The organism is Streptomyces roseicoloratus, from assembly GCF_004117935.1.
Taxonomy (GTDB): domain Bacteria; phylum Actinomycetota; class Actinomycetes; order Streptomycetales; family Streptomycetaceae; genus Streptomyces; species Streptomyces roseicoloratus.
On record NZ_SDOY01000175.1, the window covers coordinates 56,121 to 81,358 of the forward strand.

23 protein-coding genes are annotated in these 25,238 nt (G+C 74.9%); 15 read left to right on the top strand and 8 right to left on the bottom strand.

Going from position 1 to position 25,238, the window contains the following annotated elements; all coding sequences use genetic code 11:
* The first annotated feature begins 5 nt into the window (after positions 1 to 5).
* Positions 6 to 848, top strand: coding sequence for an ectoine/hydroxyectoine ABC transporter ATP-binding protein EhuA (gene ehuA, locus ESG85_RS32700; RefSeq protein ID WP_246095500.1), 843 nt, complete (start codon positions 6 to 8; stop codon positions 846 to 848).
* Between the two features lie 272 nt (positions 849 to 1,120).
* Here the strand turns inward: ehuA and ESG85_RS32705 are convergent, their stop codons facing one another.
* The gene (locus tag ESG85_RS32705) at positions 1,121 to 1,993 is read right to left on the bottom strand and encodes a SigB/SigF/SigG family RNA polymerase sigma factor (RefSeq protein ID WP_128984868.1); all 873 of its coding nucleotides are present in this window, start codon (positions 1,991 to 1,993) and stop codon (positions 1,121 to 1,123) included.
* A gap of 232 nt (positions 1,994 to 2,225) precedes the next feature.
* Between ESG85_RS32705 and ESG85_RS32710 the strand changes: the two genes are divergently transcribed.
* Positions 2,226 to 2,609 (top strand): ATP-binding protein, encoded by a 384-nt coding sequence (locus tag ESG85_RS32710; protein WP_128984803.1) that lies wholly within the window; start codon positions 2,226 to 2,228, stop codon positions 2,607 to 2,609.
* Positions 2,610 to 2,679: 70 nt separating this feature from the next.
* Here the strand turns inward: ESG85_RS32710 and ESG85_RS36840 are convergent, their stop codons facing one another.
* Complete coding sequence (locus tag ESG85_RS36840) at positions 2,680 to 3,474, bottom strand: HPP family protein (RefSeq protein WP_342781443.1); 795 nt, start codon at positions 3,472 to 3,474, stop codon at positions 2,680 to 2,682.
* A gap of 232 nt (positions 3,475 to 3,706) precedes the next feature.
* Between ESG85_RS36840 and ESG85_RS32720 the strand changes: the two genes are divergently transcribed.
* The 5 genes from ESG85_RS32720 to ESG85_RS32740 all read left to right on the top strand — a co-directional run bounded on the left by ESG85_RS32720 (position 3,707) and on the right by ESG85_RS32740 (position 8,791).
* Positions 3,707 to 4,723 carry an aldo/keto reductase gene (locus ESG85_RS32720; protein WP_246095501.1) on the top strand — a complete coding sequence of 339 codons (1,017 nt, stop codon included), beginning with the start codon at positions 3,707 to 3,709 and terminating at the stop codon, positions 4,721 to 4,723.
* Positions 4,724 to 4,818: 95 nt separating this feature from the next.
* Positions 4,819 to 5,664, top strand: coding sequence for an N-formylglutamate amidohydrolase (locus ESG85_RS32725; protein ID WP_128984804.1), 846 nt, complete (start codon positions 4,819 to 4,821; stop codon positions 5,662 to 5,664).
* 9 nt (positions 5,665 to 5,673) lie between these two features.
* Positions 5,674 to 5,901: a DUF6296 family protein gene (locus tag ESG85_RS32730; protein ID WP_128984805.1), complete on the top strand. Its 228-nt coding sequence runs from the start codon at positions 5,674 to 5,676 to the stop codon at positions 5,899 to 5,901.
* Between the two features lie 96 nt (positions 5,902 to 5,997).
* Complete coding sequence (locus ESG85_RS32735) at positions 5,998 to 6,333, top strand: hypothetical protein (RefSeq protein WP_128984806.1); 336 nt, start codon at positions 5,998 to 6,000, stop codon at positions 6,331 to 6,333.
* A 100-nt stretch (positions 6,334 to 6,433) separates the two neighbouring features.
* Entirely contained in the window at positions 6,434 to 8,791 is a 2,358-nt protein-coding gene (locus ESG85_RS32740; RefSeq protein WP_128984807.1) for a protein kinase domain-containing protein, read from the top strand.
* 129 nt (positions 8,792 to 8,920) lie between these two features.
* Here the strand turns inward: ESG85_RS32740 and ESG85_RS37095 are convergent, their stop codons facing one another.
* Positions 8,921 to 10,192, bottom strand: a complete 1,272-nt coding sequence (locus ESG85_RS37095; RefSeq protein ID WP_128984808.1) for a chitosanase — start codon at positions 10,190 to 10,192, stop codon at positions 8,921 to 8,923.
* Positions 10,193 to 10,623: 431 nt separating this feature from the next.
* Between ESG85_RS37095 and ESG85_RS32750 the strand changes: the two genes are divergently transcribed.
* Positions 10,624 to 11,937 carry an FAD-dependent oxidoreductase gene (locus ESG85_RS32750; protein WP_128984809.1) on the top strand — a complete coding sequence of 438 codons (1,314 nt, stop codon included), beginning with the start codon at positions 10,624 to 10,626 and terminating at the stop codon, positions 11,935 to 11,937.
* Between the two features lie 193 nt (positions 11,938 to 12,130).
* Here ESG85_RS32750 and ESG85_RS32755 read toward each other — a convergent pair whose 3' ends face one another.
* A complete protein-coding gene (locus ESG85_RS32755; RefSeq protein WP_128984810.1) occupies positions 12,131 to 13,507 on the bottom strand; it encodes a carbohydrate-binding protein in 1,377 nt (458 codons plus the stop codon).
* 133 nt (positions 13,508 to 13,640) lie between these two features.
* Positions 13,641 to 14,573: a LysR family transcriptional regulator gene (locus ESG85_RS32760; protein WP_128984811.1), complete on the bottom strand. Its 933-nt coding sequence runs from the start codon at positions 14,571 to 14,573 to the stop codon at positions 13,641 to 13,643.
* Positions 14,574 to 14,913: 340 nt separating this feature from the next.
* On the opposite strand from ESG85_RS32760, the gene ESG85_RS32765 reads away from it, so the two are divergent.
* Together ESG85_RS32765 and ESG85_RS32770 are read left to right on the top strand one after the other, a co-directional pair.
* Positions 14,914 to 15,312, top strand: coding sequence for a hypothetical protein (locus ESG85_RS32765; RefSeq protein WP_128984812.1), 399 nt, complete (start codon positions 14,914 to 14,916; stop codon positions 15,310 to 15,312).
* A gap of 70 nt (positions 15,313 to 15,382) precedes the next feature.
* Positions 15,383 to 17,347 carry a serine/threonine-protein kinase gene (locus ESG85_RS32770; RefSeq protein ID WP_128984813.1) on the top strand — a complete coding sequence of 655 codons (1,965 nt, stop codon included), beginning with the start codon at positions 15,383 to 15,385 and terminating at the stop codon, positions 17,345 to 17,347.
* Positions 17,348 to 17,391: 44 nt separating this feature from the next.
* Here the strand turns inward: ESG85_RS32770 and ESG85_RS32775 are convergent, their stop codons facing one another.
* Both ESG85_RS32775 and ESG85_RS32780 read right to left on the bottom strand, forming a co-directional pair.
* The gene (locus ESG85_RS32775) at positions 17,392 to 18,504 is read right to left on the bottom strand and encodes a CU044_5270 family protein (protein ID WP_128984814.1); all 1,113 of its coding nucleotides are present in this window, start codon (positions 18,502 to 18,504) and stop codon (positions 17,392 to 17,394) included.
* Complete coding sequence (locus ESG85_RS32780; protein ID WP_281288105.1) at positions 18,501 to 19,142, bottom strand: RNA polymerase sigma factor; 642 nt, start codon at positions 19,140 to 19,142, stop codon at positions 18,501 to 18,503. Before ESG85_RS32780 ends, ESG85_RS32775 begins: the two co-directional genes overlap by 4 nt.
* A 131-nt stretch (positions 19,143 to 19,273) precedes the next feature.
* Between ESG85_RS32780 and ESG85_RS32785 the strand changes: the two genes are divergently transcribed.
* From ESG85_RS32785 to ESG85_RS32795, 3 genes are all read left to right on the top strand, one after another.
* Positions 19,274 to 20,953: a serine protease gene (locus ESG85_RS32785; protein WP_128984816.1), complete on the top strand. Its 1,680-nt coding sequence runs from the start codon at positions 19,274 to 19,276 to the stop codon at positions 20,951 to 20,953.
* Between the two features lie 124 nt (positions 20,954 to 21,077).
* Positions 21,078 to 21,527, top strand: a complete 450-nt coding sequence (locus ESG85_RS32790; RefSeq protein WP_128984817.1) for a helix-turn-helix domain-containing protein — start codon at positions 21,078 to 21,080, stop codon at positions 21,525 to 21,527.
* The gene (locus tag ESG85_RS32795; protein ID WP_128984818.1) at positions 21,524 to 21,892 is read left to right on the top strand and encodes a DUF4180 domain-containing protein; all 369 of its coding nucleotides are present in this window, start codon (positions 21,524 to 21,526) and stop codon (positions 21,890 to 21,892) included. The genes ESG85_RS32790 and ESG85_RS32795 overlap by 4 nt, the downstream gene beginning before the upstream one ends.
* Positions 21,893 to 22,035: 143 nt before the next feature.
* Here the strand turns inward: ESG85_RS32795 and ESG85_RS32800 are convergent, their stop codons facing one another.
* A complete protein-coding gene (locus ESG85_RS32800; protein ID WP_128984819.1) occupies positions 22,036 to 22,428 on the bottom strand; it encodes a nuclear transport factor 2 family protein in 393 nt (130 codons plus the stop codon).
* A gap of 160 nt (positions 22,429 to 22,588) precedes the next feature.
* On the opposite strand from ESG85_RS32800, the gene ESG85_RS32805 reads away from it, so the two are divergent.
* Both ESG85_RS32805 and ESG85_RS32810 read left to right on the top strand, forming a co-directional pair.
* A complete protein-coding gene (locus ESG85_RS32805) occupies positions 22,589 to 23,503 on the top strand; it encodes an AurF N-oxygenase family protein (RefSeq protein ID WP_128984820.1) in 915 nt (304 codons plus the stop codon).
* A 16-nt stretch (positions 23,504 to 23,519) separates the two neighbouring features.
* The gene (locus ESG85_RS32810; RefSeq protein ID WP_128984821.1) at positions 23,520 to 25,172 is read left to right on the top strand and encodes an FAD-dependent oxidoreductase; all 1,653 of its coding nucleotides are present in this window, start codon (positions 23,520 to 23,522) and stop codon (positions 25,170 to 25,172) included.
* Positions 25,173 to 25,238: the final 66 nt, after the last annotated feature.

Consider the following 25,238-nt stretch of genomic DNA (forward strand, 5'->3'; position numbering starts at 1 on the left):
ACACGGTGGCAGGCCCTGAGGACGGGGTGGCGGGCACGGTGGAGGCGGTGCGCTTCGACCGGGTGACCAAACGGTTCGGGGAGCACACCGTGCTCGACGGGCTCGACCTGGCGGTCGGGCGCGGCGAGCGCGTCACGCTGATCGGGCCGAGCGGCTCGGGCAAGACCACGATCCTGCGGCTGCTCATGACGCTGGAGCGGGTGACGGAGGGCGTCATCCACGTGGCCGGCGAGCCGTACTCGCACATGCCGTCCGGGCACGGCGAGCGGGGCGCCGGGGCCGGGCCGGGCGGTCCGGACCCGAAGGCCGGGCTGGTGCCGGCGAGCGAGCGGTATCTCGCGGCCCGCCGGCGCGGGATCGGCATGGTGTTCCAGCACTTCAACCTGTTCCCGCACATGAGCGTCCTGGAGAACGTCGTCGAGGCGCCCGTGCACGTGCTCCGGGAGGGCAAGGAGGCCGCGGCGGCCCGGGCACGGGAGCTGCTCGGCATGGTCGGTCTCGCCGACAAGGTCGACGCCCGGCCCACCCGGCTCTCCGGCGGCCAGCAGCAGCGGGTGGCGATCGCCCGCGCGCTGGCGATGCGGCCGGAGATCCTGCTCCTCGACGAGGTGACGTCGGCGCTCGACCCGGAGCTCGTGGCGGAGGTCCTCGACGTGCTGCGCGACGTCGCCCGTGCCACGGACATCACCCTGCTGTGCGTGACGCACGAGATGGGCTTCGCCCGTGACGTCTCCGACCGGATCCTGATGTTCGACCGGGGCAGGATCGTGGAGTCGGGTCGGGCGGACCAGCTGCTCGACGAGCCGACGCACGAGCGGACCCGGGCGTTCCTGAGGGCGGTGCGGTGAGACGCCGGACGGACGGGATGTGCCCGGGCGCGATGAGCTCGGGCGGGATGCGCTCGAGCGGGATGCGCTCGGGCGCGATGAGCTCGGGCGCGATGAGCTCACGTGGGGTGGGGCGCCCTTGAGCGGGGCGCGCTCAGGTGCGGCGGCGGGCTGAGCGCCGGCCTCCTGGGCTCGCGCCCGCCGGTCGTCGCACCGCGCCCCCGGTGCGCTGCGACGACCGGCGGGCGCGGTGCCGTGCGGCGCACGGGACCGGCCGGGTGCGCCGGGGTGGGTCAGCGGGTCGGGGTGGCCGCGTCCTCGGCGAGCATGCCCTCGCGGAGGCGGGCGAGGGCGCGGGCGAGGAGGCGGGAGACGTGCATCTGGGACACACCGATCCGGGCGCCGATCTCCGACTGGGTCAGTTCCTCCACGAACCGCAGGTGGAGCAGCAGCCGGTCGCGTTCGTCGAGGAGTTCGACGAGCGGTGCGAGGGTGTGGAAGTCCTCGAAGAGCTCGATGGCCGGGTCCTCCTCGCCGATGAAGTCGGCGAGGGACGCGTCGGCGTCGTCCTCGTCACCGCCGCCGTAGGCCGCGTCGAGGGAGGAGGTGTGGTAGCCGTTCGCGGCGATCTGGGCCTCGATCACCTCGTCCTCGGTCAGGTCCATCCGCTCGGCGAGCTCCGCCACGCGCGGTGTCCTGCCGAGGGTGGAGCTCAGCTCGTCGCTGGCCTTGGCCAGTTCGACCCGGGCCTCCTGGAGGCGGCGCGGGACGTGCACGGCCCAGGTCGAGTCCCGGAAGAAGCGCTTGATCTCGCCGACGATGTACGGCACCGCGAACGTGGCGAACTCCACCTCCCGGGTCAGGTCGAAGCGGTCGATGGCCTTGATCAGGCCGATGATGCCGACCTGGACGATGTCCTCCATCTCGTCGCCGCGGGCCCGGAAGCGGCCGGCGGCATAGCGCACGAGCGAGGTGTTCATCTCGATGAGGGTGTTGCGGACGTACTGGTACTCCTCCGTTCCCTCCTCCCGCCGTGCCAGCTCTCGGAAGAACACCTTCGACAGGGCGCGCGCGTCCTGGGGCGCGACCTCGTGAGGAGCCTCGAGTACGGGCAGGTCGCTGGGCAGGCCGCCTTCCACGGCCGCCGTCGTCGTCGCCTTGACCATCTCGGTCCGCACGGGGACAACCTCCTGTTTCTCGCCGGATGTTCACCTGTGGCGCATCGCCTACCCGCCCTCGGCGTTCGCACGCACACCGGTTGGCGTTTGACGGTTTCCGGCCTATGTGGCCTGTCTCACATCCGTCCTGACGCCCTGCCAGTCGGGACATCACGCATCTTTTCGGGCTCGGCGGGCAGGTGGAACCTGCCGGAACGCGAGGTGAGGGAGGAAGGAGCCCATGATGACCACGAAGGGCGATGCCTCGCCCGGGGTCCGTACGCCGGCTGAGGCGCGGCAGTCGATCCGCCGCGCTCTCGCACCCGGCACGTCGGTGGCGTCCCCGCAGGTCGACGACCTGCTGCTGGTGGCGACGGAGTTGGTGACGAACGCTCAGCGGCACGGCGGCGGAGTGACCGGTTTCACCCTCGACGTGCGCAAGGGCAGTGTGGCCGTCTCGGTCAGCGACGCCAGCAGGTGCCCGCCGCGCCGCCGCACCCTGACGCAGGATCTGCGCCCCGGCGGCTACGGCTGGCCGATCGTGCTGCGGTTGTCCCGCGAGGTGACGGTGGACGTACGGGCCGACGGCAAGACGGTGCGCGCGGTCGTGCCGCTCGACGGGTGACGCGGACCACGGTGCCGCGGACCGCAGTGCCGCGGATCGGTGACGCGGACCGCGACACCGCGGGCGGTTCTCACCACCAGTAGGCGGGATACCTCGGCGCGCCCTTGCGGATCCGGGAGAGCGCGAACTCCATGAGGACGAGCACCATCGTGGCCCCGGACAACAGCGGCACGAAGCGGGCCGGGGCGGGCGACTGGAGGACCACCACGACGGCGGTCGCGACGGCGGGCGAGTGCGGCGTACGGGCGAGATGGGTCAGCGCGAGCGTGACGCCGGCCGCCACTGCGGCGGCCCAGGCGGTGGACCCCGCCACGGCCAGGGTGGCGTAGCCCGCCGCGGCGGCGAGCAGGTGACCGACGACGACGCTGCGGGGCTGGGAGAGCGGCAGCGTGGGGGCGCTGTGCACGAGGGCGGCGCTGGCCGCCAGCGGCGGTATCAGGACGGGCTCGTGGATCACCGCGCCGATGGCGACGAGGGCGAGCAGGACGAGGGTGACGGCTCCGACGCTGTGGAACGCCGCCGCGGGCGCGGGGCGCGCCGGCGCGCGTCGGGAAGCGGTACGGATCGCGGTCGCCGCGGATGCGGACGCGGGCGCGGATGCGGACGCGGGCGCGGATGCCGGCGCGGGCGCGGATGCCGGCGCGGACGCGGATGCCGGCGCGGACGCGGATGCCGGCGCGGACGCGGATGCCGGCGCGGACGCGGATGCCGGCGCGGACGCGGATACGGACGGCGACGCCGGCGCGGGCCCGGTCGCGGCCCGGGACCCGAGGCCGGAGCTCGTCGCGGTGGTCTCGTCCGCGGCCGGGGGCTGCGTGGCGGTGCAGGTGGTGCCGGGGGCATGCGTGTGCGTGTCGGTGCTCAAGGTGAGGTGTTTCCGGGCAGGCGGCCTCGGGGCCGGCGGAGGGCAGGATCAGCGGGCAGGCGTACGAACCCTGTGGTCGACAGAAGGCCCGCCCTTGCACCCACGCCCGTATCGCCCGGATACGGGCGACACGACCGGACTGATTGTATACAAAACGTTGAAGGCGCCTGCGGCAGGGGGTTCGGCGTCGCCGCCCGGCCGGGACCGGGGGTGCCTGTGGCAGGGTGTGGCCGTGACCTCGACCGACATGCACGGCCCCGCCGTGGAGCCCGCCGCCCAGCAGACCGCACGTCCCCTCCTGGGCGCCGACCGCCTCGTCCTCGGCTGTATGGGACTGGGCGGCGACTGGGACCGGGACCCGTGGAAGGCCGCCGACGTGGATGCCGCGGAGGCGGTGATCGAGGCGGCGCTGGAGAGCGGGATCACCGCCTTCGACCATGCCGACATCTACCGGCACGGCAAGGCCGAGGCCGTGTTCGGCGAGGTCCTGGCGCGGGCGCCGGGGCTGCGCGAGAGGATCACGCTGCAGTCGAAGTGCGGGATCCGGCTCGCCGACGGCGACCGGCCGGGCATGTACGACCTGCGCGGGCCGAGCATCGTCCGCCGGGTCGAGGAGAGCCTGGAACGGCTGCGGACGGACCGCCTCGACGTGCTGCTGCTCCACCGGCCCGATCCGCTCGCCGACCCCGCCGAGATCGCCGCGGCCCTGGAATCGCTGCACCGGCAGGGACTCGTGCGCCGGTTCGGCGTCTCCAACATGAACGCCGCCCAGATCGCACGCCTGCAGGACCGGCTCGCGCTGCCCCTGGTCGTCAACCAGCTGGAGATGAGCCTGCTGCGGCGGGACTGGCTGGAGGACGGCGTGCTCGTCAACACGCCCGCGTCGGCCTCCGTGGGCTTCCCTGCCGGCACGGTCGAGCACTGCCTGGGCCACGGGATCGCGCTGCAGGCGTGGGGCCCGCTGGCCCAGGGCCGCTACACCGGTCGCCAGGAGACGCCCGAGGAGCACGCCACGGCCGCGCTGGTCGCCGAGCTCGCCGAGCTCGCCGAGGCCAGGGGCACCACGCCGGAGACGATCGTCCTGTGGTGGCTGCAGCGTCATCCGGCCCGGATCGCTCCGGTCATCGGCACGACCGACCCGGCCCGGATCCGCGCCTGCCGGGACGCCGCGACCGGCGACCCGGCCGCGCTCGGCCACGAGGAGTGGTACCGGCTGTGGGTCACCGCACGCGGCGCGGCCCTGCCGTAGCCCGACGCCGGAGACGCCGACTCACCGACCACGCGCGTCACCGACGACGAGCACCACCGAGGACGCCGACCACCACCACCGAGGAGCCCGTCCCCATGACCGATCCCGACGCCCCCTCCTACGAGCTGCTCACGGGAGCGCCGGACTCCCCCGTGCTGCTGCACGTGCCGCACTCCTCCCGTGCGGTGCCCCCGGAGGTACGCGCCGGCATCGTCCTCGACGACGCCGGACTGGAGCGGGAGCTCGACCACCTCACCGACGCCCACACCGAGACGATCGCCGCCGTGGCCGCGGCGTCCGCCGGCACGGCGCCCTGGCGGTTCGTCAACCGGCTGTCGCGGCTGGTCGTCGACCCCGAGCGGTTCCCCGACGAGCGCGAGGAGATGCTCGCGGCCGGGATGGGCGCCGTGTACACGCGGACCACGCACCGCGCCGAACTGCGGCCGCGCGACTTCGACCCGGCGCCGCTCGTCGAGCGGTACTTCACGCCGTACGCCGACGCCGTGACCCGGGCCGTGGACGAGCGGCTGGCGGCGACCGGGCGCGCGGTGATCGTCGACGTCCACTCGTACCCGACGGCGGCTCTCCCGTACGAACTCCACGGCGACGGCCCGCGTCCGCCGGTCTGCCTCGGCACGGACGCGTTCCACACGCCGCCCGCACTGCTCGCCGCCGCCCGGCGCGCGTTCGCCGGTTTCGGCGGCGTCGGGACGGACAGCCCCTTCGCCGGGACGTACGTCCCGCCGGCCCACTACGGGCGGGACCCGAGGGTCTCCGCACTGATGGTGGAGATCCGCCGCGACCGCTACATGACCGAGCCGGGCGGCGCCGCCGGGCCGGGCGCACGCGCCCTCGGCGTCGCCCTCGCGGCCCTGGTCGACGCCGTGACCGACGAGGTCCTCGGCGACGGCGGAAACGGCGGAAACGGGTCCCGGACGTAAAATGGTGCGGTGAGCACACACAGGTACGAGCTGGTGTTCTCCGACGGCGCGGGCGAGGTCAGCGACGTCGTGGTCGTCGAACGGACCTCGGCCAGCGGGCCCGGCGGGCACCCCGTCTACGCCGATCCGACGGGCATCATCCGGGCGGAGATCAGCGACCACGACGAGGTGCGCGTGCTCGCCTCGGGCGGTCACCAGGAACCCGCCCAGGGCGTCGTCGCCCGGCCGCTGTCCTAGGACCTCTCTTCCGCATCAGGGTCGGACGGGCCGGCGGGCCGGGTCCGCGGGCCCCCGCGGTGTGTCGTGCGGGCGGATACGCCCTAAGCTGCCCGGATGACCAGTTTCGACCCCTCATCCGCTGCCGAGCAGTCCGCCCCGCGCTTCGTGCGCGTGAACATCGAGCTCATCGCCGAGATCACCGACGAGCAGGCCCTCAAGGCCGCCGCGCTCGACCAGGTCCGTGACGACACCTACATGGACGACGCCGAGCGCGCCGAGTCCGTGGAGGCCATCGAGATCGACCCGTCCGGCTCCCTGGCCCACTTCATCGACCCCGTGGCGCTCCTCGGCTCCGTCCCCGGTGTCGAGCTCGCCTCCGCCACCTGGGAGTCCGCGCGGACCGAGTACGACCCCGACGACGAGACCTGGGAAGAGCACGACCTGGGCTGAGTCCGCCCGGCCGGGGCCCGGACGCGCGGTGCCCGACTCGACCGGAGCACCGCGCGCCTGGTAGGAGAACGTCTGCACGTTCGTTTCGCGAGGGGGCAGTATGAGGCCGCTGGAAGCCGGGGACCCGGAGTCCGTCGGAGACGGAAGATACCGGCTGGTCGGACGGCTCGGCCAGGGCGGCATGGGCGTGGTCTATCTGGGCCGCTCCCGTTCCGGGCGGGCGGTCGCCGTCAAGGTCGTACGCCCCGAGCTCGGCACGGATCCCGAGTTCCTGCGCAGGTTCGCCCAGGAGGTGGCCTCGGCGCGGCGGGTCGGCGGTTTCCACACCGCTCCCGTGGTCGACGCGGATCCCGACGGGCGCCCGGCCTGGCTGGTGACGGCGTACGTGCCCGGGCCCACGCTGCGCACCGTGCTCGACGAGGTGGGCACGCTGCCGGCGGACACCCTGAGCGTGCTGGCGGCCGGGCTCGCGGAGGCCCTGGAGGCGATCCACCGGGCCGGCGTGATCCACCGTGACCTGAAGCCCGCGAACATCGTCGTCGCCGAGGACGGTCCGCGCGTCATCGACTTCGGCATCGCCCGGGCCCTGGACGGCTCGACCGCCCTCACCCGCACCGGACTGCAGGTCGGCACTCCGGGTTACCTCGCGCCCGAGCAGCTCACCGGCGGCACGATCACACCGGCCGTCGACATGTTCGCGCTCGGCGTCGTGCTGTGCCAGGCGGCAGGGGGCTCGCCGTTCGGCGAGGGCGGTTCGGCGGCCTGGCTCTACCGGGTCGTGCACGAGGAACCGGACCTCGGTCCCGTCCCCGGGATCCTCCGGGCCCAGGTCGCCGCGTGCCTGGCCAAGGACCCGGCACAGCGGCCGACGCCGGCTGCGTTCCTGGACGGTCTCACGATCCGCCACCCGGCGGACGGCAACTGGCTGCCCGACGGCGCGACGGTGCTGCTCGCGACGGCACCTGCGGACGCCACCACGGCCCTCATGCCGGAGACGGACACGAGGGACCGGGCCGAGGCGGCGGCGCGGCCCGAGCCCGCCGCGCCGACCGACCACACGGAGCGGACCGAGCCCACCGCGCCGACCGACCACACGGAGCGGACCGAGCCCACCGCGCCGACCGACCGCACGGAGCAGACCGAGCGGACGGGCCGGACCGAACAGCGGGAGCACCCGGAGCGGACGGGCGACGGGGCATGGCCGGGGACCACCCCCGCGTCCGGGCCGGTGCTCGCACCCGAGCCCGTACCCCTGCCCGTCCCGGTCCCCGCGCCCACCCCCGCGTACCCGGAGGTCACCGTCCCGGACACGCCCGTGCCCGGCACCGGGGACGGGCACGGCTACGGTCCTCCGGGGCACGGGCACGAACCAGGATCCGGGCCCGGCGACGGTGCCGGTGCCGGGTCCGGGTCCGGTGCCGGCACCGTCGCGTCGCCGGAGCACCCCGAACCGCGCCCGCGGCGGCGCGGGCTGCTCACGGCGGTCGCCGTCGCGGTGTGTGCGGCGGCCGTCGCCGGTGTCGTCATCTGGGCGCCCTGGCAGGGTGATTCCGGTGACCGGGCCGAGGGCGGAAAGACCGGGGACGGGGCGTCCGCCGGTCCGTCGCCCGACGCGTTCCCGACCGCGCCGCTCCTCGTACGCCAGGACACCGCGCCCGGCTGGCCGCAGGAGTGCCACGCCGTGATCGCCGTGCGTCCGGCGGCCACGGACTCGCCGCGGCAACTGGTGGGCAGCGGGACCGGCGGCGAGGACGGCGTCTGCGACATGCTGCCGCAGTGGGCCCCGGACCGCGGCTCGTTCGCCTTCACCCGCCGGTCGGCCGACGGCACCACGGTGTGGACGGCCAAGGCCGACGGCAGCGACGCCCGGCGCGTCGCCGCCATCGCCGGCGGACGGGTCTCGTGGTCCCCGGACGGCACGCGCCTGGCCGTCCTGCGGGCGAAGGACGGCGTGCAGCAGCTGTTCGAGGTGACGGTGGCCGACGGCTCGGCCCGGCAGCTCACGTTCGGGAAGGGCCGGGTGGAGGATCCGGCCTGGTCCCCGGACGGGAAGCGGATCGCGGTCTGTCTGGAGGCGGGCCGGGGCAACTGGCAGATCCATCTGGTGGATCCGGCGGATCCCGGGAGCGCGCCGCGCCAGGTGACGCGGCTGCCGCACGCCGCTCTGGACCCGGTCTGGTCGCCGGACGGCCGGACGTTCGCGTACACCGCCGGCACGTATCAGGGCCCGACGAGGGGCGACGTCCGGCTGGTCGGCTCGGACGGCTCCGGCGACCGGCCGCTGGTGGCGACCGCGGACCACGAGATGGACCCGGCGTGGTCGGCGAACGGCCGCTGGGTGGCGTTCGTGCGCGGCCCCTACGAGAAGCCGGTGATCTGGGCGGTACGGGCGGACGGCACCGGTGAACGCCGTCTGACGACCGGCGACAAGCCCGAGGCCCACCCGGCCTGGCGCTGACGCCGCGCCACCGCCGCGGCGGTGTGCGGATGCGGCGGCGGTACGGGCCGCGCAGGAGACCTGCCGCCCGCACCGCCGCCGTCGCCGTCCCGCGCGCGCCGCCGGGCCGCACGCGTGCGGCCGGTGGGCTCAGCTGGTGATCGAGAAGGCGTCGCCGTAGACGCTCCAGTACAGCGGGGTGTTGAGGTCGAGGTTGTTCTCGTTGAGGAAGCGGCGCTGGGCGGTGCTCACGCGGGTGGTGTCGCTGTGTGCCTCCTCCTTGCGCATCTCCTCCTCGCGGGCGTCGAGGAAGGCGTGGAGGTAGGCCTTCTCGTCGCCGCCGCGCGAGGGCGGCAGAGCCCGGGAGAGGGCGACCGAGCGGATGGAGCGGAAGCCGGACTCGCCGTGCATCACGGCGGCGTCGTAGTAGGCGAACTGACCGAGGGCGCGCAGGCCGTCGCTCTTCGCCTGGGAGACGGCGGGGTTGAAGTAGACCCGGTCGCGCTCCTCCTCCTGCGTCTGCCGGAAGACGCTGTCCTGGGCGGCCTGGCGCCAGGCGTTCGGGAAGCCCGGGTCGAGGCCTTCGTGGGAGTCGGTGCCGTCGACCCTGCGGAGGGCGGGGAGATAGGAGGCCAGCGGGTTGCCCGGCTTCTTGGCGGTGTACCGCTCGACCAGTTCGAGCATGTCGCCGGTGCCGGAACAGAAGCCGATGATGCCCGCCGTGTAGCCGCGGCCGTCGTCGATGTCCTCGATGTACGCGAACTGGGCGCGCCAGTCGAGGGAGGAGTTCTCGAAGGTGGAGACCAGCTTCATGGCGATCTCCTTCTTCGCGGGGTCGTCGAGGCCCGTGCCGGGTGCCGGCGGGGTGGTGGTGCCGCCGCCGTACGCCTCGACCTCCCACAGCGAGTAGCCGTACGGCGTTCCCCGCTGGGTGCCGAAGACGCGCAGGTAGCGGCCGGTGCCGTTGACGGTGAGGTCGTCGGTGCCGCCGTTGCCGGCGGTGGTGGCGTAGATCTGGCGCCAGGAGGAGCCGTCGTCGGAGAGTTCGACGCGGTAGGCCTTCGCGTAGGCCGCCTCCCACGTGAGGACGACGCGCTTGACGGCGGTGCCGGCGCCGAGGTCGATCCGTATCCACTGGTTGTCGACGCCTTCGGCGCTGGCCCAGCGGGTGGTGGTGGAGCCGTCGACCGCCTTGGTGCCGGTGAGCGAGCTGGTCTCGTTCGAGGAGGTGGTGACGGGCCGCCCCTGGGCGAGGTTGCCGGCCGCCGCGCCGGCGGTGGGCCCGAGACCGGACAGGAGGGGCACCAGCAGTCCGGTCGCGGCGCCGACGACGAGCGCGGCGGCACGGCGGCGCCGGCGCCGGAGCGCGTGGGCGGCGCCGGCGGTGTCGGTGGTGGGGGCGGTGTTGATGGTGGGGGGCATCTCGCTTCACTTTCCCGGGCGGTCGCGTGTGGTGCGGCGGTCCCGTGTTCAGGCGGACGGGTTCCTGAGCGAAGAGAACAGTTAGGAAAGCTTCCTAACATGCGCAGTGAGGTTAGGGCGACCCTACGGGCAGCGCAAGAGGTGGAACGGCAAAGGCAGTTGAAACCCCGTCGCCGGTCCGCACCCGCGACCGCGCGGCAACCCACGGAGACGCTGGTGACCTGCTCGTTCGTTCGTCGCACGCCTTCTCGGCGCCGGCGGGGGCCCGGGGAGGGCCGACGCCCGGATGGGACGAGGCCGACCGGCTCGGCGAAGCCGAGCGCCGGCGCGGCACGCGTTCACCGAACGGCGTGAGCGCGTCCGCCGCACGCGGGCGGTAGTGTCGCCGGCGAGTCGCCGCGGCGGGCGGCGTCGTGACATCGGGGGGTTGTGTGAAGCGGGCCGTGGTGATGGGCGGGAGTTACGCGGGGCTGTTCGCCGCGCGGGTGCTGAGCGACGTCGCCGACGAGGTCGTCGTCCTCGAACCCGACGACATCGGCGCGGACGGTACGGGCTCCCGCGCGCCGCAGCGGCGGCAGTTGCACGCCCTCCTCGCTCAAGGTCACCGTCAGCTGGAGCGCTGGTTTCCCGGGATCACCGCCGAACTGGTCGCGGACGGCGCCCGGATGGGCGAGGGCGGCGACGTCCGCTTCTACGTCGACGGCCGGCTCAAGGCGCCCGCCGACGGGCTGCGGATGCTCGGCGCCGGCCGGCCGCTGCTGGAGTCGGGGGTGCGCCGGCGGGTCGCCGCGCTGCCGAACGTACGGACCGTGCGCACGCACGCCCGCGGCCTGGTGCTGGACGGCGGGCGGGTCCGCGGCGTGACCACGGCGGAGGGCGAGGTCGTCGACGCCGGGTTCGCCGTCGACGCCATGGGCCGGTCGAGCCGGCTCGGCCACTGGCTGGAAGAGGCGGGCTGGGAGCGCGCGCCGGTCGCCCGCATGCGGATCGACCTCGGCTACGCCACCGCCTCGTTCCGGCGGGGGGACGAACTGGGCACGACCGTCGTCGCCCACTCCATGGCCGGTCCGAAGAGCGCCTACCAGCCGACCCTCACGGAGCCCGGCGCGCTCGCGGCGGTGGAGGGCGACCGCTGGTCGGTGGTCCTCGCCGGCTACGCGGATCACCGCCCGGTCGCCGATCCCGCCGCCTTCCTGGCCCGGATGCGGCGGTGCGTGGAGCCGCTGCGCACCGTCGCCGAGGCGTGCGAGATGACCGGCGGGGTGGACACCTTCCGCTTCACCGAGAGCGTCCGCCGCGACTACACGCGGCTCGGCCGTCTTCCGGGCGGGCTGGTGGCGGTCGGTGACGCCCTCGCCAGCGTCAACCCGGTGTACGGGCACGGCCTCACCCTGGCGGCCCTGGAGGCGAACTGCCTCGCCGCCCACCTGCGGTCGAGCGGCACCGCCTGGCGGGAACCCGGGTGGGGCTACTTCCGCCGGGCCGCGGTGGCGGTCGACGCCGCCTGGCAGCTGTCCACCACCGCCGACCTCGCCCAGCCGCACGTCACGGGCCCCTACCCGCTCGGCTACCGGCTGCTGCGCTGGGCGGGCGACCGGCTGACGGAGGCGTCCGTGCTCGACTCCGCCGTCAACACCGCGTACATGAACGTGGCCCACCTCGTCGAGCACCCGCGCGCCCTCACCCGGCCCGCGCTGCTGCTGCGCGCGGCCAGGGTGCTGCTGGCCGCGGGCGACCGGGCATGAGCGGCCCCGAAGCGCTGGAGCGGAAAGGCGCCCGGCGGGCCGCGCCGTGGGGCGCGACCCGCCGGGACGGGGTGGATCAGGGGCACGGGAGCCGGGACGGGTGGTCAGGGACGCCGCCCGACGCGGCGGGTGGTTCCGTTCCGGTCCCCGCCCGGACGGCCGCTCGGGGACGCCGGCCGCCGGGACGGGTGGATCAGACGCGCTGCCAGAGCGCCGGGACGTTCGGCGGCTCCCAGCCCGACTGGGCCTGGTGTCCCTGGAGGCAGCGGTAGCTCGATCCGCCGTAGGTGACGACGCTGCCGGCCGTGTAGACCGCGCCCGCCTTCCACGTGCCGCCCGGCTCGGGCTCACCCGGGCCGGGGCCCGGACCGGGGTCGGAACCGGTGGTCCTCAGGGTCAGGCCGTAGTTCTGCAGGATCGGGTTGAGCGGCTGGAAGAAGGTCGTGCCGCCGCTGGAGCAGTTGCCGGAGCCGCCCGAGGTCACGCCCTGCGCCTGGCTGCCGGAGATGTACGAGCCGCCCGAGTCGCCCGGCTCGGCGCAGACCGTCGTCCGCGTCACGCCCGAGATGGTTCCCTCCGGGTACGTCACGCTGGTGTTGTGCTGCTGGATCGTGCCGCAGTGCCAGCCGGTGGTGGAGCCGGACCGGCACACGGAGGAACCGACGGGCTGCAGCACGGAGCCGGTGACCTGCACGTTGGCGCCGCCGGAGCCCTTCACGTACGGCGTGGCCGTCCAGCTGGAGTTGGCGGCCACCCAGGCCATGTCGTTGCCGGGGAAGACGGACGCCTGGAAGGTGCCCTGGGCGACCTGGTTGTAGCCGGAGGTGCTGGTGCCGGCGCGTCCGCAGTGCCCCGCGGTGGCGAAGCCCTGGGTGGTGCCCCGGGTGACGGGGAAGCCGACGGAACAACGGCCGCCGCCGCCCATGTAGTAGGCGTCACCGCCCCGGAGGTCGTACAGCGGGCGCGGCGCCTCGGCGGTGCGGACGGTGGTGACGAGTCCGCGCGGCACGCCCGTCGCGGCGAGGAGCCGGGCGACGGCGCCGGGGCGGCTCTCCTCGACGACGAGGCGGTTGGTGCGGACGTCGACGTAGCGGACGGGAGCGTCGGCGCCCGCCGCGCGGTCGAGGGTGGCCTTGGCCCGCTCCAGCGCGGTCAGGCCGTGCGGTACGAGGCGTGCCTCGGCCCCGGCCGCCCGGATCTTCGGCAGGTCGGCGGCGCGGGTGGTGGCGACGGTGAGCGTCGCGGACTCGGGCCCGTCGACCCAGGCGCCGGCGAACGCGTGGCCGAGGTCCTGGCGGACGCGGGCGGCGGTGGCACCGGCCTCGGCCTCGTGGGCGAGCCGGCTGAGCGCCTGGGTCCGGCTCAGGCCCAGATCGCGGCTCATCGCCTGGAGCAGCTCGGGCGGTGCGGCGCGCACGCCGAGCGCGTCGGCCGCGGTGCGGACGGCCGGCCCGGCGGCCGGTGCGGCGGCGGGCTCGACGGCGGTGGCGGGTACGGCCTGGAAGGCGGCCAGGGCCAGTCCGGCGGCGGCCAGCACGGTGCCGGCCGCGCGGACGGAGCGTCGGAGCATGCGGATCTCCTCGGTTTCGTGGGGGAACTGCCGAAACCGTAGAAATCCCGCCGCCGGTACGGGAGTTGTCAGTCGGCCCCTGCCATCGTGTTATGGCCTCACGGAACGGTTCCCTCCCGGCACCGCCGCCCCCTCACGGCGTCGCCGGTGCCGGGAGGCGGGCCGCGCTGCGCGCCATGGCGTCCGCGTGGGCCGCGCGGGCGTGGGCGAGGACGTCGGGCGCGTGGCGCGCCGCCCGCCCTTCGGGGTGCCAGCCCAGCAGATGACGCCAGATCAGCGGGGTGCCGGCGAGCGGCCGGGTGACGAGCCCGGGCGTGGCGGGGAAGGTGGCCCGGCACAGCCCGACGGCCCGGCCCACCTGCACCAGGTGGACGCAGGAGGCGGTGTCCGTCTCGTATACGCAGACCGGCGTGAAGCCGGAGCGCACGCACGCGGCGGCGAAGCAGTCACCGAAGCAGCCGTCGCCGGGCACGTCGGTCCACGCCTCCGCCGCGAGGTCGGCGAGGTCGACCTCGGAGCGGGAGGCGAGGGGGTGACCGACGGCGAGCATGACGTGGACGGGGTCGCGCGCGACCTCCGTCCAGGCGAGCCGCCCCGCCTCGGGCGGGCTGCTCTCGCCGCAGACCCCGACGAGGGCGAAGTCGAGCCGTCCGGCGGCGACCCCGCCCGCGATCTCCCGTTCCGACCAGGAGGTGTACGTGGTGACCGGGGCTCCCTGGCCGGCGCGGGCGAGCCGGTCGACCAGGCCGCCGAGCAACGGCCCGTGCGTGCCGCCGAGCCGGTGGCCGGCCGCGCCCTCGCGCGCGAAGCGGACGGCCTCCTCCTGGAGCTCGCACACGGCGGGCAGGACGACGCGGGCCCGGTCCAGGACGAGGTCGCCGAGCGCGGTGGCCCGCACCCCGTCCCTGCCGCGCTCGAACAGCGTTCCGCCGAGGGCCCGTTCGATGCGCTTGAGCTGGGCGCTGAGCGCGGGCTGGGCGAGACCGAGCGCGGTGGCGGCCCGGGTGAGGCTGCCGGCGTCGGCGATCGCCCGGATCGTCTTGAGGTGTCTCAACTCCAAGTCCATACGACGAGCTTGCCGCCCACTACCCTGACAGGTCCATACCAATGCGGAAAGGAGCGGATCCCGCTCAGACCGCCGCCGCCGGCCGGCCGACCGCGCGGCCGCGCCGGCGCGCCGACCGCCCGCCCCTTCCCCGCGAGCCGACCGGACGGCCCTGGGGCATGGCGGCGCGGGTGGCGGGTAGCCTCTCCGCTCATATGGTTGTTCGATCGATCAGACGCCCAGTCGCGCCACAGGGACGACTCCACACGTTCCGGGCCCTCGCGGAGGCCCGGCAGGCGCCTCGCCAGGGCGAGGCGCGTGCGCTGCTCGTCCGGATCGGCGAGGAACGGGCGGTCGTCTCGTGAGCGCGGACGACGCGCTGCCCGACGACGTGGTCGCCGCCGTCGGCCTCCTGCTCGACGGGGAGGACCCCGTCCACGCGGCCCTCCGGCGCCAGGTGCCGCATCTTCGGGTGGCGGGGCGCTGCGCGTGCGGGTGCGGCACCACCGACTTCGCCGTCGACACGGCGGCGGCTCCGGCCGCTCCGACCGGCGACCCGGGCACCAGGTCGGTGGCGTCCCGGATATTCTGTGCCGCGGACGGGACGGTCCTCGGCGATGTCGTCCTGTTCGCGCGGGGCGGGCACCTTTCCTGGATCGAGGTCTGCGACCTCACCGGCATCCACGACGACGTCACCGTCACGCTCGATCTGGCGCTGCGGTGCCTGACCCGACCAGCCGACGATCACCGGTCACCCTGACCGCTCCACAGCGGATAAGGTGCCGGGCGAACAACCGGGATCCTTAGTTCCGCACGGGGAGAAACAATTGATGAGTGGTCAGCAGTCCGGCGGCGCCGCCGGGGCCTCAACGGTCTTCCAGCCGCTGGAGGGTGACGACCCGACGACCGTCGCCGGGTACCGGCTGGCCGCGCGGCTGGGAGCCGGCGGCATGGGCAAGGTGTACCTGTCGTACACGCCCGGCGGACGGCCCGTGGCCATCAAGGTGATCAGGCCCGAGTTCGGCGAGGACGCCGAGTTCCGCCGCCGGTTCGCCCAGGAGGTCCGCTCCGCGCAGCGCGTGCAGGGCCTGTTCACGGCGCCCGTCATCGACGCCGACGCCGAGGGCACGCGGCCCTGGCTGGCCACCGCGTACGTCCCGGGTCCCTCGCTCGCCGACGCCGTCGTCGCGCACGGCGCCCTGCCCGTCGAGACGGTGCTGCTGCTGGTGGCGGGCATGGCCGAGGCGCTGCAGGTGATCCACGGCGCGGGCCTCGTGCACCGCGACCTCAAGCCGTCCAACGTGCTGCTCGCCGCCGACGGCCCCCGCGTCATCGACTTCGGCATCGCCCACGCCGCCGACGCCACCTCGCTCACCGGCAGCGGCGTCACCATCGGCACGCCGTCCTTCATGGCGCCGGAACAGGCCGCCGGGCGCCGGGTCACCGCGGCCACGGACGTCTTCGCCCTCGGGCAGGTCGCGGTCTACGCGGCGACGGGCGTGCCCGCGTTCGGCGAGGGCACCTCGCACGGCGTGCTCTACCGGATCGTCCACGAGGACCCGGACCTCGGTGCGGTGCCGGAGCGGCTCACCTCCCTGGTCACCCGCTGCCTCGCGAAGGATCCGGAGGCCCGGCCGTCCGTCGCCGAGGTGATCCGGCTCTGCCAGGAGGCCAACGCGGGAACCGTGCTGCGCCGGCCCGAGGACTGGCTGCCGGGTGCGGTCTCCGCGGACATCACGGTACGGGCGGCCACTCCCGCACCCGCCGCCGCGCCGGAACCGGCTCCCGCGCCCGCCGCGTCCGCGACCGCCGCCCCGGGGCAGGGCCAGACCCCGACGCCCCCGCCGACGGCGCCGGCCGGTGCGCCGGCGGGCTACGCGCCGACCGCTCCCGCCGGGCCCCCCGCGGGCTACTCCCCCACCGCGCCCGCCTCCGTCACGCCCCCGCCCGCCGGGCCGCAGACCGGTGCCCCGTCCGCCCCGACGCCCCCGCCGCACCCGGGCCACGCCTACGCGCCGACGCAGGGCCCCGCCCCTGCCGCGTACCCGGGCACCGGTGGCTACCCGACCACACCGGGGTTCCCGGCGCAGCACCCCCACGCGCCCTACCCGAACGCCCCGCACCCGCAGGCGGCGGGTCCCGGCGGCCGTCCTCCGGCGCCCCGTCAGGGCACGGCCAAGCGGACGCTGCTGGTGGGCCTCGCCGCCGCGCTCGTCTTCGGCGTGGGCGGCGCCGCCACCGTGTACGTCCTGACGAAGGACGACGACAAGAAGGCCTCGGCGAGCGACAACGGCAAGCCCGGCACGCAGACCGGTTCGGGCGGGGTCACCGGGGCCTCCTCCTCGCCGTCCTCGGACGGTTCGGGCGAGAGCGGTTCGGCGCCGTCCGCGAAGCCCTCGGCGAAGGCCGACCCGAAGCCCGTCACGTACGAGAACATCAACCTGACGCGCGGGTACCACCTGACCTTCGGCGACGAGGTCGTACGGCCCCAGGACGGCGAGGACGACGGCTACGACCTGTCCTACGACAGCGGCAGCTACCTCGAGGCCGAGAGCACCGGCGGCACCATGGTGCTCCTCGACCCGGGCCAGGAGGGCACCCTCGAGGTGTGCCGGGCGGAGACCCGGTTCACGCAGAAGGTGAACGTGGACAAGCTGGCGCCCGGCCGGCAGATGTGCGTCACCACCGGGACGGGTCACATGGGCCTCGTCACGGTCAAGGCGTTCTCGCCCGAGGGTTCGCCGAGCACCTACATGACGCTGGACCTGACGGTCTGGCGCAACGGCGCGGTGTGATGCCGTAGGGCACACCGAGGGGCGGTCCTGAGGGGTTCACGGCCTCAGGGCCGCCCCTTCGCCGGTGTCTCGCCGGGGCGGGCGGTGACGTCCCTGGCGAGGACGGCGGTGGTGCCGAGGACGGCGCCGGCCGGGCCCGCGTCCGTCGACCGGGTCAGGACGGTGCGTTCACCGAGGAAGGCGGCCGTGGCGCGGTCGAAGATCCACTGGTTCTGTTCGCCGTGGACGCCGGTACGGGCCACGGCGACGCCTTCGCGGCCCGCCGCGTCCGTCGCGGAGGGCAGCACGGTCGTGCCGGGGATCCGTGCCGCCGCCTGGTAGAGCGCCGCGGTCACCCTCGGCGGCGCCCAGGTCTCGGCGAGCAGCGTGCCGATCGCGGTGAACGCCCGCTGGTCCGGGTCGCCTTCGGCGGTGGCCCGGGTCTGGGTCCGGATCAGGCTCAGCAGCGCCTCGGGGTCGGTCGGCAGCGCCGCCACGTAGGCGTGGGTGGGCCGGGTCACCGAGGGTTCCGCCGGCGTCAGGGTGCCCGGACGGGGCGTCGCGCCGCGACGGTCCAGCTCGTACACGCGCCCGGGTTCGTCCAGCGACGTGTCGGGCGCCCCGGCCTCGCGCAGCAGCCCCGGCCGGGTGCCGTCGGCGGAGAGCCACACCTGGCGCCGGTGCGCCGGCGGCAGGCTCGGGGGTCCGCCGCCGGCGGCGGACCGGGCGGCGTGGGCGACCAGGCTGTCGATGTAGACGAACTCGTGGGGACGCGCCTCCGTCCGGGACGCGGCCGAGGCGGCGAGCGCGGCACGCGTGAGCACGCCGGTCGCCGCGGGCGGTCGGCCGTGGGTACCGGCGGCGCCGTCGTGGCGCGGCACGGTCGGCACCGGCGGCCCGCCCGTACCGGCGACGAGCACGAGCGCGACGGCTCCGGCCAGTACGGCCCCGAGCGCGAGGCGCGGGACGGCGAGCGCGCGAGGGCCCGTGCGCCGCCGAGCCGCGGCCGGGCGCGCAGGGGCTTGAGCGGTGGTCAGGACGGTGCGTCTGAGGGCCTGGTGACGCTGGAGCGGCAGGTCCGGAACCTCGGGCGCGGGCAGCAGAGCGGCGAGTTCGGCGCGGAGGCGGTCGTGGTCGGAAGCGGGAACGGGAACGGGAACGGGAACGGGAGCGTTCACAGCGGATTCTCCGTGGCGGTTCGGCGCGGGAGCGCGGGGGCGGGGGCGGCAGTGGTGGAGGCGGTGGCGGGTTCCGGGATTCGGGTGCCGCGCGACGCGCGTGCGGTGCGCAGTTCCGTCTCGGCCAGGGCGCGGAGGCGGTCGCGGGCGCGCGCGAGGCGGGAGCGGACCGTGCCGACGGGGATGCCCAGGGCCTCGGCGGCCGCCGCGTAGTCCAGGCCGGCCCACACCACCAGGGCGAAGACCTCGCGGTCGCGGCGGCGCAGGCGCTTCAGGGCGGCGCGGGCCGCGGCGAGTCGTTCCGCTCCGGAGAGGCGCGTCACCACCTCGTCGGCGAAGTCGGGCAGCACGCCCCGGTCGGCGATCCGGGCGAACGCGGCGTCCCTGCGCCGTGCCTCGCGGGCCGTGCCGCGCAGGATGTTGGTCGCGATGCCGAGCAGCCAGGGGCGCAGGCTGCCGCCGTCGGGAAGCAGTCGCGTGCGGCAGCGCCAGGCCTCCAGGAAGGCGGCGGAGACGACGTCCTCGGCCGCCGCCGGGTCGCCGCAGACGCGTAGCGCGTACCGGTAGAGGACCTGCGCGTGCGCGTCGTAGGCCTCGCCGAGCGCCGCCGGGTCCCCGGCACGGAAACGATCTCTCACAAGTGGTTCCACATGAGGTACTGGCCGCGCGTTGGTCCGGGTTCCCGTGACGCCCGCCACACCGCACGGGCCGGAGTTCCGTTGTGGCGCAGCTCACGGGAACGCCGGCGCCCGCCGGTCCAGTGCAGGTCATGAACGATCACCCGACGAAACGGCGGACCCTGCTGCGCGGGTTCGCACTAACCGCCGCCGGCACCTGCCTGCCCGCGACCGCCACGGCCGTGGCCGCGCCCCCTCCGGGTCCGGCCCGCTCCGACTCCTCGGCGCTCTCGGCCTTCCCGGCCTCATCGGCGGAGACGTACGCGCTCACGCTCATCCACCTCGACCGCGCCGGCGGGCCGACGGCCGACCACACCACGCGGCTGACCGCGCTGTCCGGCCCGGGCGCCGGGACCGCCGTGCAGCCGCACGACCCGTCCGGCACGGTCACCCTGCGGGTCCCGAAGGGCCGCTACCTGCTGGACAGTGCGCTCTCCGCCCTCGCCGCGGACGGCTCCGTCACCGGGACGGACTGGATCGTCCGGCCGCGCCTGGACGTCGACCGCGACATGACCGTCGTCGTCGACGCCCGCACCGCCGCGCCGGTGGACGTGCGGCCGCCCGAGTCCGCCGCCGCGTTCTCGCACGGCGGGGCGTTCGTCGAGGTGACGTACGGGGGCGTGAAGGCCTTCGCGAACGTGGTCCACCCGCGCCCGAACCTGCGGATCGCCCACCTCGGCCCCGCGGCGGAGCCGGGCACGGTGCGAGCCTGGGTCGACACGTACTGGACGGGGGAACGCGGCACGTACGTCCTCGGGTACACGTTCTCCACCGACCGCGCGCTCACCGGGCTCGTACGGCATCCCCGGCCCGAGGACCTGGCCACGCTCGAGGTCCGCGCCGCGGCGCCCGCTTCCGGTCCAGGTTTCGGGATCGTGGACTTCGGTCCCTCCTCAGGACCCAGCCCCGCGCTGGCGCAGCCGCTCGCCGTGCCCGGCGGCGTGACCTTCCTGGTGACGCCCGAGCGGGGCGCCTGGGAGGTCGTGTACAGCGCTCCGTCGGAGCCGGAGGACGACACCGAGGCCACCACGTCGGCCACCTCCCCCGCCCACCGCTACACCGTGACGGACATCGCCGTGAAGGCCGGGACCACCACCGTCCACACCTTCGACTCCCCGGTCTTCGGGCCCGCCATGGACCCCTCCCCCGGCGCCCGGCCGCCGGGTCTGCGGACGGGGAACAGGCTGGACCTGGCGCTTGCGCTGCTGGCGGACGGCGACGGTCATCCGCCGTCCGCCCCGGCGTTCCTGGCGGCGCGGACGACGCTGCACCGTGACGGCGTCCTCCTGGGCACCCGTCAGGGCACGCCGGTCCACGCCTCGTTCACGGTGCCGGCCGGTCGCGCCTCGTACCTGCTGACGGCGACCGCGTCCCGGCCCCGGCCGGCGCCTGGCGGCGCCCCGGCCACGGTGACGGCCGCCTGGACCTTCGTGTCCGCCGCGACGCGCTCCGCGACGGAACTCCCGCTGAGCATCGTGCGCTTCGCCCCTCCGCTGGGCGTCGACGGCACCGTCGCTCCGCGCCGCAGGCACTACGTGCCACTGGTGGTGCGGGGCGCCGCCGAGCGGTCGGGGGTGCGGTCGCTGACGGTCGAGGTGTCGACGGACCGCGGTGCCACCTGGTCTCCGGCGCCGGTGACCGGCGGTCGGTTCGCGGTCACCGCGCCGGAGCCGGGCGGAACGGTCTCGCTGCGGGTCGAGCTGGCCGACACGTTCGGCAACAGCCTCACCCAGACCCACGTCGACGCGTACGGCACGGGCACCACCTCCTGACCTGATTCACTCACTCACCCCGACCCTCTCTCATCTTCCCTAACCTTCCCGTACCTTCCCTTGAAAGTGATAGATTAGGGAAGTATACGGAGTGTAACGGAAGCAAGGAAAGGTCGGGAGTGGCGTGAACGCGGCGCAGCAGTACTACACGGTCGAGCAGATCGCGGAGCTGCTCGACCTGCACGTGAAGACCGTGCGGGGCTATGTCCGCGACGGGCGGCTGCCGGCGGCGCGGGTCGGCCGGCAGTACCGGATCAGCCGGGAGGACCTGGAGGCCTTCACGGGAACGCCCGTCTCCCCCGCCTCCGCCCCTCGCGGGCCGCGTGCCGACGCGTCGAGCATCGTGCAGGTCGACGGGGTGGACCGGCACACCGCCGACCGGCTCGCCAACGCCGTCACGGCCACGGCCCTCGGGCGGCACGGCGGCTCGGGCACCGACGCGGGCGGGCGGCTGCGGGTGGAGACCGTCTTCGACGAGGAGCGCGACTCGCTGAAGTTCGTGGTCCTCGGGGACCTCGACACGACCGCCGAGCTGCTCAAGGTGCTGGACGCACTGATCGGAGGCATGCGGTGAACACCCTGCGGGACCTCCACGGCACGCCCGTGCTCCTCTGCCCGCCCGAGGGCCCGCTCCTGCTCGGGGAGCGGGAGGCGGTCGACGTGATCGGCGAGGGTTCGTACGCCGGCGCGTCCTGGGTCGCGGTGCCGGTCGAGCGGCTCCCGGACGACTTCTTCCGGCTGCGCACGCGGGTGGCCGGGGACATCGTCCAGAAGTTCGCCACCTACCGTCTCGGCCTCGCCGTCGTGGGCGACATCCCCCGGCACCTGGAGGAGAGTACGGCGCTGCGGGACTTCGTCCGGGAATCGAACCGGGGCACCCAACTCTGGTTCGTCCCGGACACGGCAGCCCTCGCGGAGCGGCTGGCACCGACCCGCTGACGGCGGGTGCCGGGGGCCGGCAGGCGGGGCGACGGACGCGGCTCGCGGGCCGCTCCCGCACTCCCGTCTCCCGCGCTCCCGTGCTCCCGTGCTCCCGTGCTCCCGTGCTCCCGCCGCGCAACGCCTCGTCCACGCAGCCGGGTTCAGCCCTCCGGTACCGAGGTGCCCTGGTGGAAGTAGAGGCGCCAGCCGGTGCCGTCCCCACCCTTGCGCCACAGGGAGCTGCGGCGGGCGCGGCGGCCGGCGATGACGCTCTCGTACGTCAGGTGCACGAGGTCCGGCGCGAGGAGCACGCCGCGCACGGCCGAGACCTCGATGCGCGGGCCGCCCGCTCCGCCGTGGAGCGTGGGCAGGGCGGCGACCATGTCCTCGTACGTCCAGCGCCGCCCGGAGGCGCCGATCTCGACGAACTCGGGGTGGATCAGCCGGATGCCCTCGCCGGAGGCGCGGACGGCGGGGTCGTGCAGGCGCAGTTCGCCGTCCGTCGCCGCGGCGATCGCGGCCTGGGCCTCGGGGCTCTCCGTCGTGTCGATCATGAACGCATCCTGCCCCGCCCGGGGGGCCGTGGCAACGGAATTCGATACCGACGGGTAGGCGCGGAGCCCGTCTTGCTATACGGTCCGTCCAACAGCTTGCTAGACACCGCGTCTAACAAGAGTCCGTTCCCGCCCTCCAGGCCCCCAAGGAGCCCGCACCATGGCACGCAGCACCGTCCAGCCGGCGGACCAGGCCCGGCAGCCCGAACGCGAGGCGGCCCGGCGGCTGCTCGACTCCTTCGCCAGGCTCTCCTACGACCCCGCCACCGAGGTCGACTGGGACACTCCGCTCGACGAGGACTTCCACGGCATGAGCCCCGAGTGGAGCACCCTCTACGGCACCCGGTACTGGCGGGAACTAACCGAGGCACAGCGCAGGGAGCTGACCCGGCAGGAGTCCGCGTCGGTCGCCAGCACCGGCATCTGGTTCGAGATGATCCTCCAGCAGATGGTGCTGCGCGACATGTACGCCAAGGACCCGACCGACCCGCGCTTCCAGTGGGCGCTGACCGAGATCGCCGACGAGTGCCGGCACTCGATCATGTTCGGCCGCGGCGCCGCCAAACTCGGCGCCCCCGCCTACCGCCCGCCGCGCCTGGTGCTCGAACTCGGCCGCGCGTTCAAGACGCTGGCGGTCGGCGAGGCCGCGTACGCGTCGATCCTCGTCGCCGAGGAGGTGCTCGACGTGATGCAGCGCGACTGGATGCGCGACGAACGGGTGGTGCCCTTCGTGCGGACCATCAACAACATCCATGTCGTCGAGGAGTCGCGGCACATGAAGTTCGCCCGCGAGGAGACCCGCGCCCGGCTGCGCAAGGCCGGACCGCTGCGGCGCCAGGTCCAGGCCCTCGTCGTCTCCGTCGCCTCGTACTTCATCGTCACCAGCATGGTGAACCGCGAGGTCTACGCGAACGCCGGGCTCGACACCGAGCGGGCGCTCGCCGAGGCGAAGGCCAACGAGCACCACAAGTCCCTGATGCGGTCGAGCTGTTCGGGCCTGATGGAGTTCCTGGCCTCCGCCGGCCTGCTCACCCGCCCCGCCGTCGCGGTCTACCGGCGCGCCCACCTGATCTGAGAGCCGACGACGCGCCATGACGTACGCCATCACCCAGACCTGCTGCAACGACGCCACCTGCGTCGCCGTCTGCCCCGTCAACTGCATCCACCCGACGCCCGACGAACCCGACTTCGGCCGCACCGAGATGCTCTACATCGACCCCCGGTCGTGCATCGACTGCGGTGCCTGCGCCGACGCCTGCCCCGTCGACGCGATCTTCCCCGCGGACGCGCTCACCGCCGGGCAGGAGGAGTACGCCGCCGTCAACGCGGCCTTCTACGAGGACCGCGCTCCGCGTGCCGCCCCCGAGGGCGGCCCCGTCTTCCACGCGTGGGGCGCGCCGTCCTTCCCCCGCGCCCTGCCCTCCGACTTCGCGCCGATCCGGGTCGCCGTGGTCGGCACCGGCCCGGCCGGCATGTACGCCGCCGAGGACCTGCTGCTGCACACGAACGCCGAGGTCACGCTGGTCGACCGGCTGCCGGTGGCGGGCGGGCTCGTCCGCTACGGCGTGGCGCCCGACCATCCCGCGACCAAGCGGATCGGCGACACCTTCGCCCGCTTCCACACCCATCCGCGGGTGCGGATGTACCTCGGCGTCGACGTCGGCACGGACCTCACGGCGGAGGAGCTCGCCGCGCACCACGACGCCGTCGTGTACGCCGTCGGAGCCGCCGGCGACCGGCCGCTCGGCATCCCGGGCGAGGGGCGGGCCGGCAGCGTCTCGGCGACGTCCTTCGTCGCCTGGTACAACGCGCACCCCGAGGTCGCGCCGGACGCGGTCGACCTGTCGGGCGTCGAACGGGTGGTGGTGGTCGGCGCCGGCAACGTCGCCCTGGACGTGGCCCGCATCCTCGTCACGGACCCCGAGACGCTCGCTGCCACGGACATCGCCGACCACGCGCTCGCCGCGCTTCGCGCCTCCGCCGTACGGGAAGTGGTGCTGCTCGCCCGGCGCGGCCCCGAGGACGTCTCCTGCACCGCGCCCGAACTCCTCGCTCTCGGACGGCTGCCGGGTGTCCGGCTGGTCGTGGACGACCACGATCCGCGGGTCCGGGCCGCCGTGGAGGCGGCCGGGCCCCGGGACAAGGCCGCGCTGCTGCGCGGCGCGGACCGCGAACGGGTGGACTGGAGCCGACCGCCCGGCCCCGGACCCGAGCGGCGCATCGTCTTCCGTTTCCACTCCGCGCCCGAGGAGGTCCTGGACGGCGCGGTACGCGTGACCGGCGCGGACGGGGCGGGGCCGGTGGAGGTGGGCGCCGGGCTGGTGCTGCGGGCGGCCGGGTACCGCGGGCTGCCGGTCGCGGGACTGCCGTACGACGAGACCACCGGTACGGTTCCGCACGACGGCGGACGGGTCACGGGCCGTCCCGGCACGTACGTGGTCGGCTGGATCAAGCGGGGACCCTCCGGCGGCATCGGCGCCAACCGCACCTGCGCGGCGGAGACCGTGGGCACGCTCCTGGCCGACGCGGTCGCCGGCGCCCTGCCGGAGCCGGCCGGGACGGCGCGGGCCTTCGACCGCCTCGTCCGCGGCCGGGCCCGGCACGTGGTCGACGCGCGCGGCCTCGCCGCGATCGAACGGGCCGAGCGGACGCGCGGCGAGGAGTCGGGGCGGCCCCGGGTCAAACTGGGAACGGTACCGGAACTGGTGGCGGCGGCACGGGGACGACGCCGGTCTCTGCGCTGAAGGGTGGGGCGCGGGCGGCGTCGAGGGAGTCCGGGGCGCCGGCCGACGGACTCCTCGCACGGCGGA

Bases quoted from the DNA above. Each gene is read 5' to 3' on its own strand.
- ESG85_RS32805 (WP_128984820.1), top strand. From the start codon at position 22,589: ATGGCACGCAGCACCGTCCAGCCGGCGGACCAGGCCCGGCAGCCCGAA.
- ESG85_RS32725 (WP_128984804.1), top strand. From the start codon at position 4,819: ATGACCGATCCCGACGCCCCCTCCTACGAGCTGCTCACGGGAGCGCCG.
- ESG85_RS37095 (WP_128984808.1), bottom strand. From the start codon at position 10,192: ATGCCCCCCACCATCAACACCGCCCCCACCACCGACACCGCCGGCGCC.
- ESG85_RS32710 (WP_128984803.1), top strand. From the start codon at position 2,226: ATGATGACCACGAAGGGCGATGCCTCGCCCGGGGTCCGTACGCCGGCT.
- ESG85_RS32810 (WP_128984821.1), top strand. From the start codon at position 23,520: ATGACGTACGCCATCACCCAGACCTGCTGCAACGACGCCACCTGCGTC.
- ESG85_RS32705 (WP_128984868.1), bottom strand. From the start codon at position 1,993: ATGGTCAAGGCGACGACGACGGCGGCCGTGGAAGGCGGCCTGCCCAGC.
- ESG85_RS32785 (WP_128984816.1), top strand. From the start codon at position 19,274: ATGAACGATCACCCGACGAAACGGCGGACCCTGCTGCGCGGGTTCGCA.
- ESG85_RS32735 (WP_128984806.1), top strand. From the start codon at position 5,998: ATGACCAGTTTCGACCCCTCATCCGCTGCCGAGCAGTCCGCCCCGCGC.
- ESG85_RS32755 (WP_128984810.1), bottom strand. From the start codon at position 13,507: ATGCTCCGACGCTCCGTCCGCGCGGCCGGCACCGTGCTGGCCGCCGCC.
- ESG85_RS32740 (WP_128984807.1), top strand. From the start codon at position 6,434: ATGAGGCCGCTGGAAGCCGGGGACCCGGAGTCCGTCGGAGACGGAAGA.
- ESG85_RS32760 (WP_128984811.1), bottom strand. From the start codon at position 14,573: ATGGACTTGGAGTTGAGACACCTCAAGACGATCCGGGCGATCGCCGAC.
- ESG85_RS32770 (WP_128984813.1), top strand. From the start codon at position 15,383: ATGAGTGGTCAGCAGTCCGGCGGCGCCGCCGGGGCCTCAACGGTCTTC.
- ESG85_RS32800 (WP_128984819.1), bottom strand. From the start codon at position 22,428: ATGATCGACACGACGGAGAGCCCCGAGGCCCAGGCCGCGATCGCCGCG.